17 protein-coding genes are annotated in these 17,643 nt (G+C 66.4%); 11 read left to right on the forward strand and 6 right to left on the reverse strand.

The features are described from left to right. Window positions 1–136: 136 nt before the first annotated feature. From ACT9F5_RS01725 to asnS, 4 genes are read right to left on the reverse strand one after another with little or no spacing between them, the layout of a single operon-like run. Entirely contained in the window at window positions 137–922 is a 786-nt protein-coding gene (locus ACT9F5_RS01725) for an SDR family oxidoreductase (RefSeq protein WP_445118220.1), read from the reverse strand. Window positions 923–950: 28 nt separating this feature from the next. Further along, entirely contained in the window at window positions 951–1,259 is a 309-nt protein-coding gene (locus tag ACT9F5_RS01730) for a hypothetical protein (protein ID WP_445118221.1), read from the reverse strand. Further along, entirely contained in the window at window positions 1,259–1,561 is a 303-nt protein-coding gene (locus ACT9F5_RS01735) for a hypothetical protein (protein ID WP_445118222.1), read from the reverse strand. The genes ACT9F5_RS01730 and ACT9F5_RS01735 overlap by 1 nt, the downstream gene beginning before the upstream one ends. 4 nt (window positions 1,562–1,565) lie before the next feature. Next, window positions 1,566–2,966, reverse strand: coding sequence for an asparagine--tRNA ligase (gene asnS, locus ACT9F5_RS01740; protein ID WP_445118223.1), 1,401 nt, complete (start codon window positions 2,964–2,966; stop codon window positions 1,566–1,568). Between the two features lie 133 nt (window positions 2,967–3,099). Here asnS and ACT9F5_RS01745 point away from each other — a divergent pair, with 133 nt between their 5' ends. From ACT9F5_RS01745 to ACT9F5_RS01780, 8 genes are all read left to right on the forward strand, one after another. After that, window positions 3,100–3,438 carry an iron-sulfur cluster assembly accessory protein gene (locus tag ACT9F5_RS01745; protein WP_445118224.1) on the forward strand — a complete coding sequence of 113 codons (339 nt, stop codon included), beginning with the start codon at window positions 3,100–3,102 and terminating at the stop codon, window positions 3,436–3,438. A 245-nt stretch (window positions 3,439–3,683) separates the two neighbouring features. Continuing rightward, complete coding sequence (gene rpsF / locus ACT9F5_RS01750; RefSeq protein ID WP_445118225.1) at window positions 3,684–4,139, forward strand: 30S ribosomal protein S6; 456 nt, start codon at window positions 3,684–3,686, stop codon at window positions 4,137–4,139. A gap of 23 nt (window positions 4,140–4,162) precedes the next feature. Then, window positions 4,163–4,393 carry a 30S ribosomal protein S18 gene (rpsR, locus tag ACT9F5_RS01755; protein ID WP_332617551.1) on the forward strand — a complete coding sequence of 77 codons (231 nt, stop codon included), beginning with the start codon at window positions 4,163–4,165 and terminating at the stop codon, window positions 4,391–4,393. A gap of 70 nt (window positions 4,394–4,463) precedes the next feature. Beyond that, window positions 4,464–4,916 carry a 50S ribosomal protein L9 gene (gene rplI, locus ACT9F5_RS01760; RefSeq protein WP_445118226.1) on the forward strand — a complete coding sequence of 151 codons (453 nt, stop codon included), beginning with the start codon at window positions 4,464–4,466 and terminating at the stop codon, window positions 4,914–4,916. 321 nt (window positions 4,917–5,237) lie between these two features. Then, complete coding sequence (locus tag ACT9F5_RS01765; RefSeq protein ID WP_445118227.1) at window positions 5,238–6,659, forward strand: replicative DNA helicase; 1,422 nt, start codon at window positions 5,238–5,240, stop codon at window positions 6,657–6,659. Between the two features lie 2 nt (window positions 6,660–6,661). After that, window positions 6,662–6,874 carry a KTSC domain-containing protein gene (locus tag ACT9F5_RS01770; protein WP_445118228.1) on the forward strand — a complete coding sequence of 71 codons (213 nt, stop codon included), beginning with the start codon at window positions 6,662–6,664 and terminating at the stop codon, window positions 6,872–6,874. Window positions 6,875–6,898: 24 nt separating this feature from the next. After that, window positions 6,899–7,990: an alanine racemase gene (alr, locus tag ACT9F5_RS01775; protein ID WP_445118229.1), complete on the forward strand. Its 1,092-nt coding sequence runs from the start codon at window positions 6,899–6,901 to the stop codon at window positions 7,988–7,990. Between the two features lie 116 nt (window positions 7,991–8,106). Then, on the forward strand, window positions 8,107–8,817 hold the full coding sequence (locus ACT9F5_RS01780; protein ID WP_445118230.1) for an OmpA family protein: 711 nt from the start codon (window positions 8,107–8,109) through the stop codon (window positions 8,815–8,817). A gap of 80 nt (window positions 8,818–8,897) precedes the next feature. Here ACT9F5_RS01780 and ACT9F5_RS01785 read toward each other — a convergent pair whose 3' ends face one another. Further along, window positions 8,898–9,383: an MgtC/SapB family protein gene (locus ACT9F5_RS01785; protein WP_445118231.1), complete on the reverse strand. Its 486-nt coding sequence runs from the start codon at window positions 9,381–9,383 to the stop codon at window positions 8,898–8,900. A 167-nt stretch (window positions 9,384–9,550) separates the two neighbouring features. Between ACT9F5_RS01785 and ACT9F5_RS01790 the strand changes: the two genes are divergently transcribed. Genes ACT9F5_RS01790 through ACT9F5_RS01800 form a run of 3 tightly spaced genes read left to right on the forward strand, consistent with a single transcriptional unit; the run spans window position 9,551 to window position 17,437 of the window. Beyond that, a complete protein-coding gene (locus ACT9F5_RS01790) occupies window positions 9,551–15,007 on the forward strand; it encodes a HAMP domain-containing protein (protein ID WP_445118232.1) in 5,457 nt (1,818 codons plus the stop codon). After that, the gene (locus ACT9F5_RS01795; RefSeq protein WP_445118233.1) at window positions 14,992–16,731 is read left to right on the forward strand and encodes a response regulator; all 1,740 of its coding nucleotides are present in this window, start codon (window positions 14,992–14,994) and stop codon (window positions 16,729–16,731) included. The genes ACT9F5_RS01790 and ACT9F5_RS01795 overlap by 16 nt, the downstream gene beginning before the upstream one ends. After that, the gene (locus tag ACT9F5_RS01800; RefSeq protein WP_445118234.1) at window positions 16,724–17,437 is read left to right on the forward strand and encodes a histidine kinase dimerization/phospho-acceptor domain-containing protein; all 714 of its coding nucleotides are present in this window, start codon (window positions 16,724–16,726) and stop codon (window positions 17,435–17,437) included. The genes ACT9F5_RS01795 and ACT9F5_RS01800 overlap by 8 nt, the downstream gene beginning before the upstream one ends. Here ACT9F5_RS01800 and ACT9F5_RS01805 read toward each other — a convergent pair. Then, entirely contained in the window at window positions 17,434–17,634 is a 201-nt protein-coding gene (locus ACT9F5_RS01805) for a hypothetical protein (protein ID WP_445118235.1), read from the reverse strand. The genes ACT9F5_RS01800 and ACT9F5_RS01805 overlap by 4 nt on opposite strands. Between the last annotated feature and the right edge of the window lie 9 nt (window positions 17,635–17,643).

Consider the following 17,643-nt stretch of genomic DNA (forward strand, 5'->3'; position numbering starts at 1 on the left):
AGCTTAGCGCAACGCATTTTGTCCGACTGGACTTCCTTGGGCTGTAAGAGCGGCTTCAGCCGCGATCTGGAACCGTTCGCCCGCGCCGACTCCAGATCGCGGCTGAAGCCGCTCCTGCAAGTGTGCTGGCGGTCGATCAGATCGACTGCATCCGACCGCCGTCGACCGCGAGGCTCACGCCGTTGATGTAGGCCGCGGCCGGCGAGCACAGGAACGCGATGGCGGCGGCGACTTCATCGGGCCTGGCGAAACGGCCGGCCGGCACGGTCTTGCGCATGCCGTCGGCGACCTGTTGCTCGGTCTGGCCGGTGGCCTTCGAACGGTCACGCAGGATCTGCTCGATGCGCCCGGTCTCGGTGAAACCCGGCAACACGTTATTGACGGTGATCCCGTCGACGGCCAGTTCGCGTGACAGTGTCTTGGCCCAGCTGGCAACCGCACCACGGGTGGTATTGGACACGCCGAGGTTGGCGATCGGCTCGCGCACCGAGGTCGAGACCACGTTCACCACGCGCCCCCAGTGGTCGGTCTGCATGCCCGGCAGGACCGCCTGCAGCAGGACGTGGTTGGCGACCAGGTGCTTGTTGAAGGCGTCCAGGAACGCGGCGATGTCTGCGCCATGTGCGGGGCCGCCGGGCGGGCCGCCGGTGTTGTTGACCAGGATATGCACGGGCCGCGTGGAGGCGAGCGATTCGACCTTCGCGCGCAATCCATCGGTATCGGCGACGTCGGCGGCAATCCAGCCGTGGCGCTGGCCGTCGTTGCAGGGCAGCTCATCGGAGACCGTACGCAACACCGCTTCGCGGCGTGCCAGCACGGTCACGTCGGCGCCCAGCAGGGCAAGTTCGTGCGCGGTGGCGCGGCCGATGCCTTCGGAGGCGCCGCAGACCAGTGCATGGCGGCCGGTGAGGTTGAGGTCCATGTCGGTCTCCTGCGGACGGGGGAGGCGGTCAGTGCCGGGTCGGGAGTTTCTGCACCATCAGTGCGCGCAACTTCGCGTCATCGTCGGCCTGGGGTGGCGTCAGTTCCTGCAGCGTGAAGCCGCGTGCGTCGGCGTCGTCCTCGTCCATGCCGTCGATGGCGGTGAACTCGGCATCCATCAGCGCGGCGCGGGCGCTGTCCTCGCTGTCGTAGGGCAGGGTGTTGCCATCGCTGTCGAACACTTCGGCGGTACCGGCGTCGAGGACCCGCAAACGCGCCCAGATGACGGTTCGGCCGAGGGTGGCGAGCCACCACTGGGTGTTGTCGTTCGTATCCATCAGGTCACCAGTGACAGGAGGTAGAGCAGCCCGGCGCCAACCAGGCCACTGATGATCACCCACAGCGATATCCGTGCAGGCGTGGCCAGGCCATCGAGGTTGCGATCACCCATCGCCCGGTAGCCGCCACGCAGGAGCCAGTACCAGGCCGACGGTCGGGCGAACGCATTGGAACCGAGATCCGACTGCAGGTCCGGGTGGCGGTCGCGCACGTGGACCAGCATCAGCGGCCAGAAGATCACGAAGGCGGTCGCGCCGGCGATGGCGAGCGCGAGGAACAGCAGGGCGAGGAACAGGATCACGGCTTCAGAATTCCGCGTTGCCGGGCGCGCGCGGGTAGGGGATCGCGTCGCGGATGTTGCTCAGGCCGCAGACGTAGACCACCAACCGCTCGAAGCCGAGCCCGAAGCCGGAATGCGGCACGGTGCCGTAACGACGGAAATCGCGGTACCAGCTGTAGTGTTCGGGATCGAGGCCGAACTGCGCCATGCGTGCGTCGAGCACGTCGAGGCGCTCCTCGCGCTGCGCACCGCCGATGATCTCGCCGATGCCCGGCGCCAGCACGTCCATCGCCGCGACCGTCTTGCCGTCGTCGTTGAGGCGCATGTAGAACGCCTTGATGTGCTCGGGATAGTTGGTGACCACCACCGGGCGGCCGACGTGCTGCTCGGTCAACCAGCGCTCGTGCTCGGTCTGCAGGTCCAGGCCCCATTCGACCGGGAAGTCGAACTTGTGCCCAGACTTCTGCAGCAGGCCGATGGCGTCGGTGTAGTCGATCCGTTCGAACGGTGCGTTGATGAACGCCTCCAGCCGCGCCGTCGCACCCTTCTGCACGCGCTCGTCGATGAACGCCATGTCGTCGGCGCGTTCGTCGAGCACCGCGCGGAACAGGTACTTGAGGAAATCCTCGGCGACGCTCGCGGTCTCCAGCAGGTCGGCGAACGCGATCTCCGGCTCGACCATCCAGAACTCGGCGAGGTGGCGGGTGGTGTTGGAGTTCTCGGCGCGGAAGGTCGGGCCGAAGGTATAGACCTTGCTGAGCGCCAGGCAATAAGCCTCGACGTTGAGCTGGCCGGACACGGTCAGGAAGGTTTCCTTGCCGAAGAAGTCGCGGCTGAAGTCGACCGCACCGTCCTTGCCGCGCGGCAGGTTGGCGAGGTCCAGGGTCGAGACCCGGAACATCTGGCCGGCACCCTCGGCATCGCTGGTGGTGACGATCGGGGTGCTGATCCAGTAGTAGCCCTGTTCGTGGAAGAACCGGTGCACCGCCTGCGACAGGCAGTGGCGGATCCGCGTGACGGCGCCGAACAGGTTGGTGCGCGGGCGCAGGTGCGCGACCTCGCGCAGGAACTCCAGCGAATGCGCCTTGGGCTGGATCGGGTAGGTCTCCGGGTCATCGACCCAGCCGACGACCTCGATCCTGCTGGCCTGGATTTCGAAGCCCTGGCCCTGGCCCTGCGAGGCGACCAGCTCGCCGGTGGCGATCACCGAGCAGCCCGCGGTCAGGCGACGGATCTCGTCCTCGTAGTTGGGCAGGGTATTGGGTGCGACCACCTGGATCGGCGCGAAGCAGGAACCATCACTGACATTGACGAAGCTCAGCCCGGCCTTGGAGTCGCGCCGGGTGCGCACCCAGCCGCGGACCGTGACTTCGCCACCGGCGGGTAACTTGCCTGCGAGCGCATGTTCGACGCTGACCACCGTCATGCCTTGAATCCTTGCCTGTTCGGGCCGATATGGGGAGGGCCGGAGTTTACCGGGGCGGCCCGTTCCGCGCGATCGCAATCGCACCGGGCGTGCCGCTGGAAACACCTATAATGGCAGCTTCGATGGAGTTTTCATGAGCATCAGCCTGACCCCCGCCGCGCTCGCCCGCGTGCAGCGCTTCCTCGCCGAGAGTCCCGACGCGATCGGGCTGCGTTTCGGCGTGACGAAGACCGGTTGCTCCGGCTGGCAACACGTGGCCGACCTGACCACCGAAGAACGCGCCGGCGACACCGTGTTCGAGCAGGACGGCGTGCGCATCTACGTCGACATGCTGAGCCTGCCGCAGGTCGACGGCACCCAGATCGACCTGGTCAAACAACGCCTGGGCGAGCAGTTCCTGTTCCGTAACCCGAACGCCAACGCCGAATGCGGCTGCGGCGAAAGCTTCACCACCGACGCCGACCTGGCGTAAGCCGCACCCGGATCACCGGTTCGACTGTAGGAGCGGCTTCAGCCGCGATCTGGAGTCGGCGCGAGCGACCCGGCATCCGATCGCGGCTGAAGCCGCTCCTACAGGTCCATTGCCTCGACGCCCCCGAACCTGCGATAATCGCCGGCTTCCTCCGGCTCGACCGAAGGAACCTTGCCCCACCGCACCCATCCGGGTGGACGGGGGGCTGACCCGGCCGCCAGGCCGATATCCACAAGGACAACACCATGCGTCATTACGAAGTCGTGTTCCTGGTCCACCCGGACCAGAGCGAGCAGGTCCCGGCCATGATCGAGCGCTACAAGGGCTCGATCGAGGCGGGCGAGGGCAAGATCCACCGCCTCGAGGACTGGGGCCGCCGCCAGCTGGCGTACCCGATCGAGAACCTGGTCAAGGCCCATTACGTGCTGCTCAACATCGAGTGCAGCCAGGCCGTGCTCAACGAGCTGGTCGACGGTTTCCGCTTCAACGACGCCGTGCTGCGCCACCTGGTCATGCGCCGCGACGAGGCCGACACCGAGCAGTCGCTGATCATGAAGTTCAAGGACGAGAAGGGCGACAAGCCCGATCGTGGCGACCGTGGTGATCGCGGCGACCGTCCGCGTCGCGACGACGACCGCAGCGAAGCCAAGGCCGATGACGCCGACGCCAAGCCCGCCGCCGACGACACCGAAGCCGCCTGACCGCGCATTCCAGGAGCACACCCATGTCCAAGTTCTTTCGCCGCCGCAAGTTCTGCAAGTTCACCGCCGAGGGCGTCAAGGAGATCGATTACAAGGATCTCAACACCCTGCGCCAGAACCTCACCGAGACCGGCAAGATCGTACCGAGCCGCGTGACCGGGACCAAGGCCAAGTACCAACGCCAGCTGGCGACCGCGGTCAAGCGTGCGCGTTTCCTCGCGCTGATCCCGTACACCGACAACCACAACGCCTGATCGACCTCCCGGTCATTCGGACAGCCATTGTTGCGGGGCCTGGCCCCGCTAACGAATACGGAGCAACACCATGCAACTGATCCTCCTGCAGAACGTGCAGAACCTCGGCAAGCTCGGCGACAAGGTCGACGTCAAGCCGGGCTACGGCCGCAACTTCCTGGTCCCGCAGGGCAAGGCCACGCCGGCGACCGCCGCCAACCTGGCCGAGTTCGAGGCGCGCCGCGCCGAGTACGAAGCCAAGGCCAAGGCCACCCTGGACGAAGCCGAAGCCCGCCAGGCCAAGCTGGCCGACGTGTCGATTACGATCCGCGCCAATGCCGCCACCGAAGGCAAGCTGTACGGCTCGATCACCACCCGTGACATCGCCGAGGAGCTGACCAAGGCCGGTTACCCGGTCGAAAAGTCCGAGGTGATCATGGGCGAGGGCGCGATCCGCCGCACCGGCGAGTACGACGTCGTCGTCCACCTGCACGCCGACATCGAGAGCACCGTCAAGGTGATCGTCGAGGGCGAAGTGGTCTGAGTTCCAGCGACCGCTGGACCACGCGAAGGGCGCCGAAAGGCGCCTTTCGTGTTTCTGCAGGTGCGGCTCTTGTAGGAGCGGCTTCAGCCGCGATCGGGAGTCGGCGCGGGCAAACGATTGCAGGTCGCGGCGGAAGCCGCTCCTACGAAAGGAAATGTACCGTCGCAGTGGATGCGACCGCATCGTGCGACAACGCATAGGTCCTCAGGCTATCCACCCGATATCCACAGACTTATCTGCAACGATCCCGCGCGTCTGGCCCTAGGATGGTTGCTCGGCCCACGTGCGCTTCGTCGCGGCGGCCCTTCCAGGGAAATTTTGATGAGCGCACGACCCGGCTTCCGTGGCGAGCACCGCGATTCACGCTTCGAGACCCGCGCCGACCAGCGCATCGACCAGCTGCGCGTCCCGCCGCAATCGGTCGAGGCCGAGCAGGCCGTGCTCGGTGGCCTCATGCTGGCGCCCGACGCCTACGACACCGTTGCCGACAGCCTCACCGAGCGCGACTTCTACCGTCGCGACCACCAGCTGATCTTCCGCGCGATCCGCGAGCTGGCCGAGAAGAACAAGCCGTTCGACGCGGTCACCCTCGGCGAATGGTTCGAGTCGATGGGCCAGGCCGAACAGGTCGCCGGCGGCGCCTACCTGATCGAGCTGGCCAGCACCACGCCGTCGGCGGCCAACATCAAGGCCTACGCCGAGATCGTGCGCGACAAGGCGGTGCTGCGGCAGCTGATCGAGGTGGGCACCAACATCGTCAACGACGGCTTCCAGCCCGACGGCCGCGACAGCAGCGAGATCCTGTCGACCGCCGAGCAGCAGGTGTTCGCGATCGCCGAGGCCGGCGCCAAGGGCCGTACCGACTTCACCGCGATCAACACCGCGCTGTCGGAAGCGTTCGACGTGTTGCAGACGCGCTACGCCGCCGGCGGCAGCATCACCGGCCTGCCGACCGGCTACACCGACTTCGACGAGATGACCGCCGGCCTGCAGCCGACCGACCTGCTGATCCTTGCCGCGCGTCCGGCGATGGGCAAGACCACGCTGGCGCTCAACATGGCCGAGTACGCCGCGATCAAGAGCAAGAAGGCGGTGGCGGTGTTCTCGATGGAAATGTCGGCCAGCCAGCTCGCCCTGCGCCTGATCTCGTCCAACGGCCGGGTCAACGCCCAGCGCCTGCGCAGCGGCCAGCTGGAGGACGAGGACTGGAGCCGCGTGACCAGTGCGATCCGGATGCTCAAGGAAGCCAAGATCTTCATCGACGACACCCCGGGCCTGTCGCCGGACGCCTTGCGTGCCAAGGCGCGTCGGCTCAAGCGCGAGCACGACCTGGGCCTGATCGTGGTCGACTACCTGCAGTTGATGGCGGTCCCGGGCAACCAGGAAAACCGCGCCACCGAGATCTCCGAGATCTCGCGCTCGCTCAAGCACCTGGCCAAGGAGCTCAACGTCCCGGTGATCGCGCTGTCGCAGCTCAACCGCTCGCTGGAAACCCGCGCCGACAAGCGTCCGGTGATGGCCGACCTGCGCGAATCCGGCGCGATCGAGCAGGATGCCGACGTCATCGTCTTCATCTACCGCGACGACTACTACAACAAGGAAAATTCACCCGACAAGGGCCTGGCCGAGATCATCATCGGCAAGCAGCGTAATGGGCCGACCGGCTCGGTGAAGCTGAAGTTCTTCGGCGAGTACACCCGGTTTGACAACCTGTCGCACGATTCCGTGGGCAGCTTCGAATAGCGATGCGACGCCGGCGCGTCGAGTCGGAAGCCCTGCGCAGCGTCGGCTACGACGGAAAGCGCCAAGTGCTTGAAATCGAGTTCCAGAGTGGCGAGTTGTACCGGTATTTCGATGTGCCGGCGTCTGTCCACGCCGGTCTGATGGAGGCGCAATCGCACGGCGAGTACTTCAGCCAGCACGTGCGTGACCGCTTCGACTACGAGCATCTCGACTAGCGAATCCCAACCAAAATCCCGTCCATGGCCCGTCCGACTTCCGCCGTCATCCACACCGATGCCCTGCGCCACAACCTCGGGCAGGTCCGCGCGCGTGCACCCAACAGTCGCGTCATGGCGGTGGTCAAGGCCGATGGCTACGGCCACGGACTGGAGCGGGTCGCTCGCGCGCTCGGTGGCGCCGATGCGTTCGGGGTCGCCGCGCTGTCCGACGCCGAACGCCTGCGCGCGACCGGCATCTCCCAGCCGATCCTGCTGCTGTCGGGATTCAACGAGGCCGCCGACATCCCGCGCCTGCGCATGCTGCATGTCGACACGGTCGTCCATCATCCCAGCCAGTTGCAGATGCTCGAACAGACCGAAGCGGGAGAGCCGCTGCGTTGCTGGCTCAAGGTCGATACCGGCATGCACCGGCTGGGCTTCGCGCCGGAGGACGTCCGCGAAGTGCATGCGCGCCTGTCCGCGCTGGCGGGCGTGGTCGGCGAGGTGCGCCTGCTCAACCATTTCGCAAGCTCCGACGAATTCATCGACAGCCCCGCCGGGGGACACCAGACCCGCGAGCAGATCCGCATCTTCAACGAGGTGTGTGCCGACCTGCCGTGCGCGCGGTCGCTGGCCAATTCGGCCGCGATCCTCGGTTGGCCCGACGCCCATGCCGACTGGGTACGTGCCGGCGGCGCGCTGTACGGCATGTCGGTGGTCGAGGGCAGGACCGGTGCGGACTTCGGCCTGCGTCCGGCAATGACCTTCGCGACCCGCCTGATCGCGGTCAACCGCATCCGCAAGGGCGAGCGAATCGGCTATGGCGCTACCTGGGAGACGCCGGAGGACATGCCGGTCGGCGTGGCCGCGATCGGCTATGGCGACGGCTATCCGCGCGCAGCCCCGGCGGGCACGCCGATCCTGGTCAACGGCCAGCGCACCGCGGTGATCGGCCGGGTATCGATGGACCTGATGACGATCGACCTGCGGAGCATTCCCGACGCGCAGGTCGGGGACCCGGTGATCCTGTGGGGGCCGGAACTGCCGGTCGAGACGATCGCCGCCGCCGCCGGCACGATCGGGTATGAGCTGACGTGTTCGATCACCCGTCGCGTACGCTTCCTCGAACGCTGAGCCGGCGCGATTGCCTGCCCGAAGCTGAACAGGCGTTTGCGTCCATCACCTCTTTCACACGTCCGCGTGATTAGCTTGGATCCGCTATTCAGGCCCACAGCCAAAAAGGGACAAACATGAAGAACCAGACCAAGCTCGCACTCGCCGCGGCCGTGATGAGCGCCATGATGGCCGGTTGCATGAGCACCGGCGGGTACAACCAGGGTGGTTACGGCTCGCAGGATCCCTACGGGCAGCAGCCGGACCCCAGCAACGATCGCACCAAGCGCGGCGCGCTGATTGGCGCGGCCGTCGGCGCGGTCGCCGGCCTGCTGAGTGGCGACGACGCCACCGAGCGTCGCCAGCGCGCGCTGGTCGGTGCGGGTGTCGGCGGCCTTGCCGGCGGCGCGATCGGCAACTACCAGGACCGCCAGGAACGCGCGCTGCGCGACCGCATGGCCGGTACCGGCGTCGATGTCGTGCGCCAGGGCGACAACATCACGTTGAACATGCCGGACAACATCACCTTCGGCTTCGACAGCTCGGCGCTGCAGCCGCAGTTCTACCCGGTGCTCGACGACGTCGCCGCGACCCTGAGCGAGTACAACCAGACCATCGTCGAGGTCGCTGGCCATACCGACAGCAAGGGCACCGACGCCTATAACCAGGCCCTGTCCGTGCGCCGCGCGGACGCGGTGGGCGACTACCTGATGTCGAGGGGCCTGATGCGCGACCGCTTCATCATCACTGGTGCCGGCGAGAGCCGTCCGATCGCCAGCAACGACACCGATTCCGGGCGTGCGCAGAACCGCCGCGTCGAGATCACGCTGGTGCCGATCCGCTCCTGATGGCATCCGCGGCATATGGTTGAACAGAACGGGCTCCGCGAGGGCCCGTCCTGCTTTGTGGCGGCCACCGTCGACGATGCTCAGTCTTCGTTACCGGAGCCGGGGTGCCTGTCGCCGCGCGGCTTGCGCCGATCCAGCAGGGCCAGCACCGCAAGCACCAAAAGCGTGAGCGCGGTGGCCGCGCCGGCGACGACGTAGTAGTGGAACCCCGTCGCGATGCCGATCACCGCGACCATCAGCAGCGATGCCGCCGTCGTGATCCCGGCCACGTGGCCCCGGCTGCCGAAGATCGTGCCGGCGCCAATGAACGCGACGCCTGCGATGACCGCCTCGACCAGGCGCAGCGGATCGATCCGCAGCGAGGACGAGCTCATGTCGAACAGCGCCGGATCATCCAGCGTCAGCCGTCCGACCCCCACCAGCAACGCCGCCGCGCCGGCGACCAGCATGTGGGTCCGGAAGCCGGCGGGCCTGTCCTTGAGTTCGCGCTCCACGCCGACCAGTCCGCCAAGAACCATCGCGACGCCCGTCGCGAGCACCGCCTCCAATTGCGCCGACCAGTTCATCCATTCCATCAGCCCAGCATCGTGGACAGCGCGTAAACGCATCGTCAGCGCCGTGGGATGGCCGTCGCAGTCGTGTTCGTGAAAGCGTCGTCACGCCGGTTACGATAGTTTCAGAAAAATTTCACGAAACAATTCCGCTTTTGTCGGGCTCGGGGGGAGCAGAAAGCGTGGGCAATGATTCCAGGCGCGCGGTGCGTGCCGAAGACGAAACAATTCCTGGCGACGACGCAACCCGACGCCTGCTCGAAGCGCTGTGCGCCGTTCGCGACGGCGATTTTTCCGTGCAGCTTCCGGTGCACTGGGAAGGCACGCAGGGCAAGATCGCCGATTGCTTCAACGCGATCGTCGCGCGCAACCGGCACATGGCCGAGGAACTCGACCGCGTCGGCAATGCCGTTGGACGCGACGGGCAGACCGGCAAGCGCCTGGCCGCGACCGGCCATGACGGTGCCTGGCTGGGCATGCAGCAATCGGTGAACGGGTTGATCGACGACCTGGTGCGTCCGGTCGAGACGATGACCGCGGCGATGGCGGGCGTGGCCAAGGGCGACCTGACCCACACGGTGCCGCTGGAAGCCGATGGTCGGCCATTGAAGGGCGAGTTCCTGCGCTCGGCGAAGATCGTCAACCGCATGATCGAGCAGATGAGCGAGTTCAGTGCGGAGGTCACCCGCGTGGCACTCGAGGTCGGCACCGCCGGCCGCCTGGGCGGACAGGCCAAGGTCAAGGGCGTGTCGGGCGTCTGGAAGGAGCTGACCGACTCGGTCAACGAACTGGCGTCCAACCTGACCACGCAGGTCCGCAACATCTCCGAGGTGACGATTGCCGTTGCCGACGGCGACCTGTCGCGCAAGATCACCGCCGACGTGCGCGGCGAGATGGCGCAGCTGAAGGAGGCCATCAACACGATGGTCGACCAGCTGCGCAGCTTCGCATCGGAGGTCACGCGCGTGGCGCGCGAAGTCGGCACCGAGGGCAAGCTCGGCGGCCAGGCCGTGGTGCCCGGTGTCGCCGGCACGTGGAAGGACCTGACGGACTCGGTCAACGCGATGGCGTCCAACCTGACCAGCCAGGTGCGCAACATCGCCGAGGTGACCACGGCGGTGGCCAAGGGCGACCTGTCGCGCAAGATCGGCGTCGATGCGCAGGGCGAGATCCTGGCGCTCAAGAACACCATCAACACGATGGTCGACCAGCTCAACGGCTTCGCCGCCGAAGTGACGCGCGTGGCGCGCGAGGTCGGCACCGAAGGCAAGCTCGGTGGCCAGGCCCAGGTGCCCGACGTCGCCGGCACCTGGAAGGACCTGACCGACCACGTCAACTCGATGGCGTCCAACCTGACCCTGCAGGTGCGCAACATCGCCGAGGTGACCACCGCGGTGGCCAAGGGCGACCTGTCGCGCAAGATCACGGTCGACGTGAAGGGCGAAATGCTGGAGCTGAAGGACACCCTCAACACGATGGTGGACCAGCTCAACGGCTTCGCTGCCGAAGTGACCCGCGTGGCGCGCGAGGTAGGTACCGAGGGCAAGCTCGGCGGCCAGGCCACCGTGCCCGGTGTCGATGGCACTTGGGCCGACCTGACCGACTCGGTCAATGCGATGGCGTCCAACCTGACCAGCCAGGTGCGCAACATCGCCGAAGTCACCACCGCGGTCGCGAAGGGCGACCTGTCGCGCAAGATCGCGGTGACCGCGCAGGGCGAGATCCTGCAGCTCAAGGACACCATCAACACGATGGTCGACCAGCTCAACAGCTTCGCAGCCGAGGTGACCCGCGTGGCCCGCGAGGTCGGCACCGAGGGCAAGCTCGGTGGCCAGGCCACCGTGCCCGGCGTCGCCGGCACCTGGGCGGACCTGACCGACAACGTCAACGCGATGGCGTCCAACCTGACCAGCCAGGTGCGCAACATCGCCGAGGTCACCACGGCGGTGGCGAAGGGCGACCTGTCGCGCAAGATCGCGGTCGACGTGAAGGGCGAGATGCTCGAGCTCAAGGACACCATCAACACGATGGTCGACCAGCTCAACTCCTTCGCCGCAGAGGTGACCCGCGTGGCACGCGAGGTCGGTACCGAGGGCAAGCTCGGTGGCCAGGCGCGCGTGCCGGGCGTCGCCGGTACGTGGAAGGACCTGACCGACAACGTCAACTCGATGGCGTCCAACCTGACCAGCCAGGTGCGCAACATCGCCGAGGTCGCGACCTCGGTGGCCAAGGGCGATCTGTCGCGCAAGATCGGCGTGGATGCGCAGGGCGAGATCCTGCAGCTCAAGGACACCCTCAACACGATGGTGGACCAGCTCAACAGCTTCGCCGCCGAGGTGACCCGCGTCGCGCGCGAGGTCGGCACCGAGGGCAAGCTGGGCGGGCAGGCGACCGTGCCCGGCGTTGCCGGCACCTGGGCCAACCTCACCGACAACGTCAACTCGATGGCGACCAACCTCACCACCCAGGTGCGCGGCATCGCGCAGGTGGTGACCGCGGTCGCGACCGGCGACCTCAGCAAGAAGCTGACGGTGGAAGCCAAGGGCGAGATCGCCGAACTGGCCGATACGATCAATTCCATGACGGACACCCTGGCGATCTTCGCCGACCAGGTGACCACGGTGGCGCGCGAGGTCGGCGTCGAGGGCCGCCTCGGTGGCCAGGCCAAGGTGCCGGGCACGGCCGGCATCTGGGAGAACCTGACCGGCAACGTCAACCAGCTCGCCGCCAACCTGACCACCCAGGTCCGCGCGATTGCGGAAGTCGCCACCGCGGTTACGCAGGGAGACCTGACCCGCTCGATCCAGGTCGACGTGAGCGGCGAACTGGCCGACCTCAAGAACAACATCAATGCCATGATCGGCACCCTTCGCGCGACGACCGAAAGCGGTCGCGAGCAGGACTGGCTGAAGACCAACATGGCCACCTTCAGCGGCATGATGCAGGGCCAGCGTGACCTGATCACACTGGGCAACATGCTGCTCTCGGAACTCGCTCCGCTGGTCAGCGCCCACAAGGGCCTGATGTACGTGGTCGACGACGACGAGTCCGGCGGCAAGCGGGTGCTACGGCAACTCGCCGGTTATGCAAGCAGCGGCTCTGCCGAGGCGCGGACCACCATCGAGTTCGGTGAAGGCCTGATTGGCCAGTGCGCCGCGCAGGCCCGGATGATCGTGATCGACGATGTCGAGCCGGGCACCGTGCAGATACGCACCGGTTTGCTGGACCTGGTGCCGCGCAACGTGATCGTGCTGCCGGTGCTGTTCGAGGACCAGGTCAAGGCGGTAATCGAGCTCGCCTCGCTGTCGGAGTTCACCGTCTCGCACCGCGCGTTCCTGGACCAGCTGTCGCGCAGCATCGGCATCGTGCTCAACACCATCGAGGCGACGATGCGGACCGAGCGTCTGCTGGCGCAGTCGCAGCAACTGGCCGGTGAGCTGCAATCACAGCAGAAGACCCTGCGTCAGACCAACGAGGACATCGCCTTGAAGGCCGCGCTCCTGGCCGAGCAGAAGAACGAGGTGGAAGGCAAGAACCTGCAGATCGAGCACGCCCGTCGCGCACTGGAGGAAAAGGCCGCGGAGCTGGCGTTGACCTCGCGTTACAAGTCCGAGTTCCTTGCCAACATGTCACACGAGCTGCGTACGCCGCTCAACTCGATCCTGATCCTGGGCCAGCAACTGGCGGAGAACGTCGAGACCAACCTGACCCCGCGCCAGGTCGAGTTTGCGACCACGATCCACGCGGCCGGCACCGACCTGCTGCACCTGATCAGCGACATCCTGGACCTGTCCAAGATCGAGTCCGGCACGGTGACCGTTGACAACGAAGAGATCAGCTTCCGCCACCTGCGCGAGAACATGGAACGCGCGTTCCGGCACGAGGCCGAGCGGCGCAAGCTGGAATTCTCGGTCGAGTTTTCGCCGGAACTCGGCCGCGCGCTCGATACCGACCCCAAGCGCCTGCAGCAGATCCTCAAGAACCTGCTGTCGAACGCCTTCAAGTTCACCGCCGAGGGCAGCGTACGACTGGTCGGCCGCGCGGCGGAAGGCGGCTGGTCATCCGGCCATGCGGTGCTGGATGCCGCGCCGACGGTGGTCGCGTTCGATGTCACCGATACCGGTATCGGCATTTCTTCGGACAAACAGCGCATCGTGTTCGAGGCATTCCAGCAGGCCGATGCGGGCACCTCGCGGCAGTACGGTGGTACCGGCCTGGGACTCGCGATCAGCCGCGAGATCGCCGGCCTGCTCGGCGGCGAACTGCGCCTGCGTAGCGAGGTGGGCGAGGGCAGTACCTTCACGCTGTACCTGCCGCTGTCGTACGCGGGGGCCGACGGGGCGCACGAAGCACGCGCCGCGGTCGCGCACCACCGCGCGCAGCAGGTGCTGCCGCAGACCGAAGAAGAACTGCAACAGGAAGTGGGCGAAACGATCGACGACGACCGCGACGTTCTGGTCGAAGGCGAGCCGGTGTTGCTGCTGGTCGAGGATGACGCGCGTTATGCAACCGTGCTGCGGGACCTGGCGCGGACGCAGGGTTTCCGTGTACTGGTTGCAGGCAGTGGCAGCGATGCATTGCGGCTCGTCCACGACTACCGGCCCAGCGCGATCTCGCTCGACATCTTCCTGCCCGACATGCTCGGCTGGACCGTGCTGGCACGGCTCAAGCAGGACTCGGCGACCCGACACATCCCGGTGCAGATCGTCACCATCGAGGAAGAGCGCCACCAGAGCATCGAGCGCGGGGCGTTCTCCTACCTCGCCAAGCCCGCCACCACCGAGACCATCGGCGCCGCGCTGCAGCGGATCAAGGAGTACACCTTGCCGCGGGTCAAACGGCTCCTGGTGGTCGAGGACGACGCGGCCGAGCGAATGAGCATCGAGGAGCTGATCCGCCATGACGATGTCGCCATCGAGACCGTCGGCACCGGCGCAGAGGCACTGGAGTCGATGCAGTCGCAGCGGTACGACTGTGTCGTCCTCGACCTGCGCCTGCCCGACATGACCGGCTTCGAGCTGCTGGACAGGATCCAGGCCGAACCGGCGCTGTGCGACGTGCCGGTGGTGGTGTTCACCGGCAAGGATCTCACCGCCGAGGATGACCGGCGCCTCAGGAAGGCGGCCAAGAGCGTGGTGATCAAGGGCGTGGAATCGCCCGAGCGGCTGCTGGATGAAACCGCGCTGTTCCTGCACCGGGTGATCGCGGACCTGCCGGCGGCCAAGCAGCGCATGGTCCAGAGCCTGCACGAGTCCGACGATGCGCTGCGCGACAAGCGCGTGCTGGTAGTCGATGACGACGTCCGTAACATCTTCGCCATGTCCAGCGTGCTGGAGCGCCACGGCATGGACGTGGTGACCGCCGGCACCGGCCAGGAAGCGATCGAGAAGGTCGCCGCCGACGAGGAGATCGCGCTGGTGCTGATGGACATCATGATGCCCGGCATGGACGGCTACCAGACCATGCGGGCGATTCGTGAGCGACCCGAATCGCGTGCCCTGCCGATCGTCGCGGTCACCGCCAAGGCAATGAAGGGCGATCGCGAAAAATGCCTGGAGGCCGGCGCATCCGACTACCTCGCCAAGCCGGTAGTCACCGACCAGTTGCTTGGAGTGCTGCGCCAGTGGTTGCACCGCTGAACATCGCGAGCCAGCCCGGTGCGGTCGAGGCACCGGTCAAGATCCTGCTGGTCGATGACCAGCCGGGCCGGCTGCTGACCTACCGGGCGATCCTCGAACCGCTGGGCGAGGAACTGGTCGAGGCCAATTCCGGTGTCGAAGCGCTGCGGCGCCTGATGAGCGACGACTACGCGGTGATCCTGCTCGACGTCAACATGCCCGGCATGGACGGCTTCGAGACCGCGAGCATGATCCACCAGCATCCGCGGTTCGAGAAGACGCCGATCATCTTCGTCACCGCGGTCAACGTCACCGACATGGATCGGCTGCGTGGCTACAAGCTGGGCGCGGTCGACTACGTGATGGTGCCGGTCATTCCGGAGATATTGCGGACCAAGGTCGTGGTGCTGGCTGAGTTGCACCGCAAGCGTCGCGAGCTGGAAGCCACCAACGCCAAGCTCGCAGCCGCCAACCAGGCCCTGCACGCCGAGCAGGCCAGGGAGCTTGCGGTGCTGAACGAGTCGTTGCGTAACGCCAACGCCGCGCTCGGGGCCCAGAACGTTGCCTTGCAGGACGAAATAGCCGAGCGCAACCGTGTCGAGCAACTCCTGCGCGAAGCCGACAGGCGCAAGGATGAATTCCTCGCCACGCTGGCCCACGAACTTCGCAATCCATTGGCACCCCTGCAGAATGCGCTCGGCATCCGCCGCCTGTCCGGTCCCGCCGACGACGGTCTGCAGTCCTTGATGGAGCGCCAGCTGACTTTGCTGGTGAGATTGATCGACGACCTGCTGGACATCGCCCGGATCAGTCAGGCCAAGTTGACCCTGCGCAAGCACCCCACGTCATTGCGGGAGATTGTCGACTCGGCCATCGAGATCGCCCGGCCAGTAATCGAGCAGGGTGAACACGAACTCGTGGTCGATCTGCCCGATGGCCCTTTGCAACTGGTCGCGGACCAGGCGCGACTGTCGCAGGTCTTTGCCAACCTGCTGAACAACGCAGCCAAGTATTCCGACACGCACGGCCGCATTGAACTGCGCGCGAGCGCGCGGGACGCCCAGGTCGAGGTCCAGGTGCGCGATACCGGCATCGGGCTCGAGGCCGACCAGGTCAACCGCATCTTCGAGATGTTCTCGCAGGTGGAAACCTCGATCGACCGGACCCACGGCGGCCTCGGTATCGGCCTGACCCTGGTGCGGCGATTGGCGGAAATGCATGGAGGACAGGTATCGGTCAGCAGCGAGGGTCTGGGGAGCGGCGCTACGTTCACCGTCGTATTGCCCCTGCAGCGCCCCTCCGAAGCTCGGGAACCTGTCGCCGCGGTTCCAGTGGCGGTTGGCAAAACCACCCGGCGACGCGTGCTGGTGGTCGACGACAACCGCGACGCAGCCGATACCCTGGCGATGATGATCGAAATGCTCGGGCATGACGTCAGGCGCCTGTACGACCCGCATGCGGTGCTTTCCGATGTCGAAGTGTTCCATCCCGAGATCGTCTTCCTCGACGTGGGCATGCCGGGATTGAGTGGTTACGAACTCGCACCCCGGCTGCGCGAGTTGCCGGGGATGGAAAACGTCCAGATCATCGCGGTGACCGGCTGGGGCCAGCCCGAGGATCGTCGCCGCACGCACGCTGCCGGTTTTGATGAGCATCTCGTCAAACCGCCGGCGCTCGAGGCGATCCAGCGTCTGTGCGGAGCTCCTGTTCACGGTCAGCGCACGGCGGAGCCGTCCAATGGCTGATGCTCGCGCCCATCGAGGTTCCGTATCTACCGAGGCAGCGGGGGATGCGGATCCAACCGCCATCCTGCTGGACCGGCTCGCCCATGACCTGCGTGGACCGCTGTCGCCACTCCAGACTGCCGCCTACCTGCTGCGTCGTCCCGACCTGGAGCCCGACCGGCGCGATGAGCTGCTCGCCATCATCGATCGCCAGACCACGCGCCTCAGCTCGATGGTGCAGGAAGTCTCGGACTGGGCCCGCGCGCGCCAGTCGCGCCTGGTCAGCCGCCGAGAAGCCATCGTGCCGTCGATGCTCGTGGAGCTGGCGGTTACGTCGTCCAAGGCCGATGTCCGGCTGGATGTGGCTGCGGAACTCGACGAGCGCACGCTCGACGGTGATGCGCAGCGACTCGTGCAGATGCTTGTGGCACTGGTTGGGTTCATGCATTCGCGCCATGGCGAAGTCGTCATGACCGCGGAGCTGGCGGAGCAGGGTGTCCGGATCGACATAGCTGCGGACGGTTCGCCGTGGAGCCCCGGTGAGCGCGAATCCCTGTTCACTGGGGCCGAGGCCGAGCCGTTCGATGAAGGGCTGGGGTTGCGACTGATGATCGCAAAGGCCATCGCCCAGGCCCACGGAGGCGACATGCGGGCCCGGGAAACCCGGAATGGTTTGGCGATGGTCCGGGTGCTTTTGCCGTTACGGGCCGCAGCGGCGGAAGACTAATCCGGTGTCTTGGAAGGAATGAACGGAGACACCGGGTCGCTGGCGGGGAAGGTTTCCTCCAGCGCCTCATCCTGGTTGTCGCTCTCGTGTTCCTTGCGCTCCTGTTTCTTGTGGGAATCCTCGCGCTGGTCCGCGTCGCCGTCGATCGGCGGATCCTTCCTGTCCTGTCCACCCTGATTCTGACTGGTCGTGTTCATGGCAACTCC

It is taken from the genome of Lysobacter sp. F6437 (assembly GCF_052547215.1).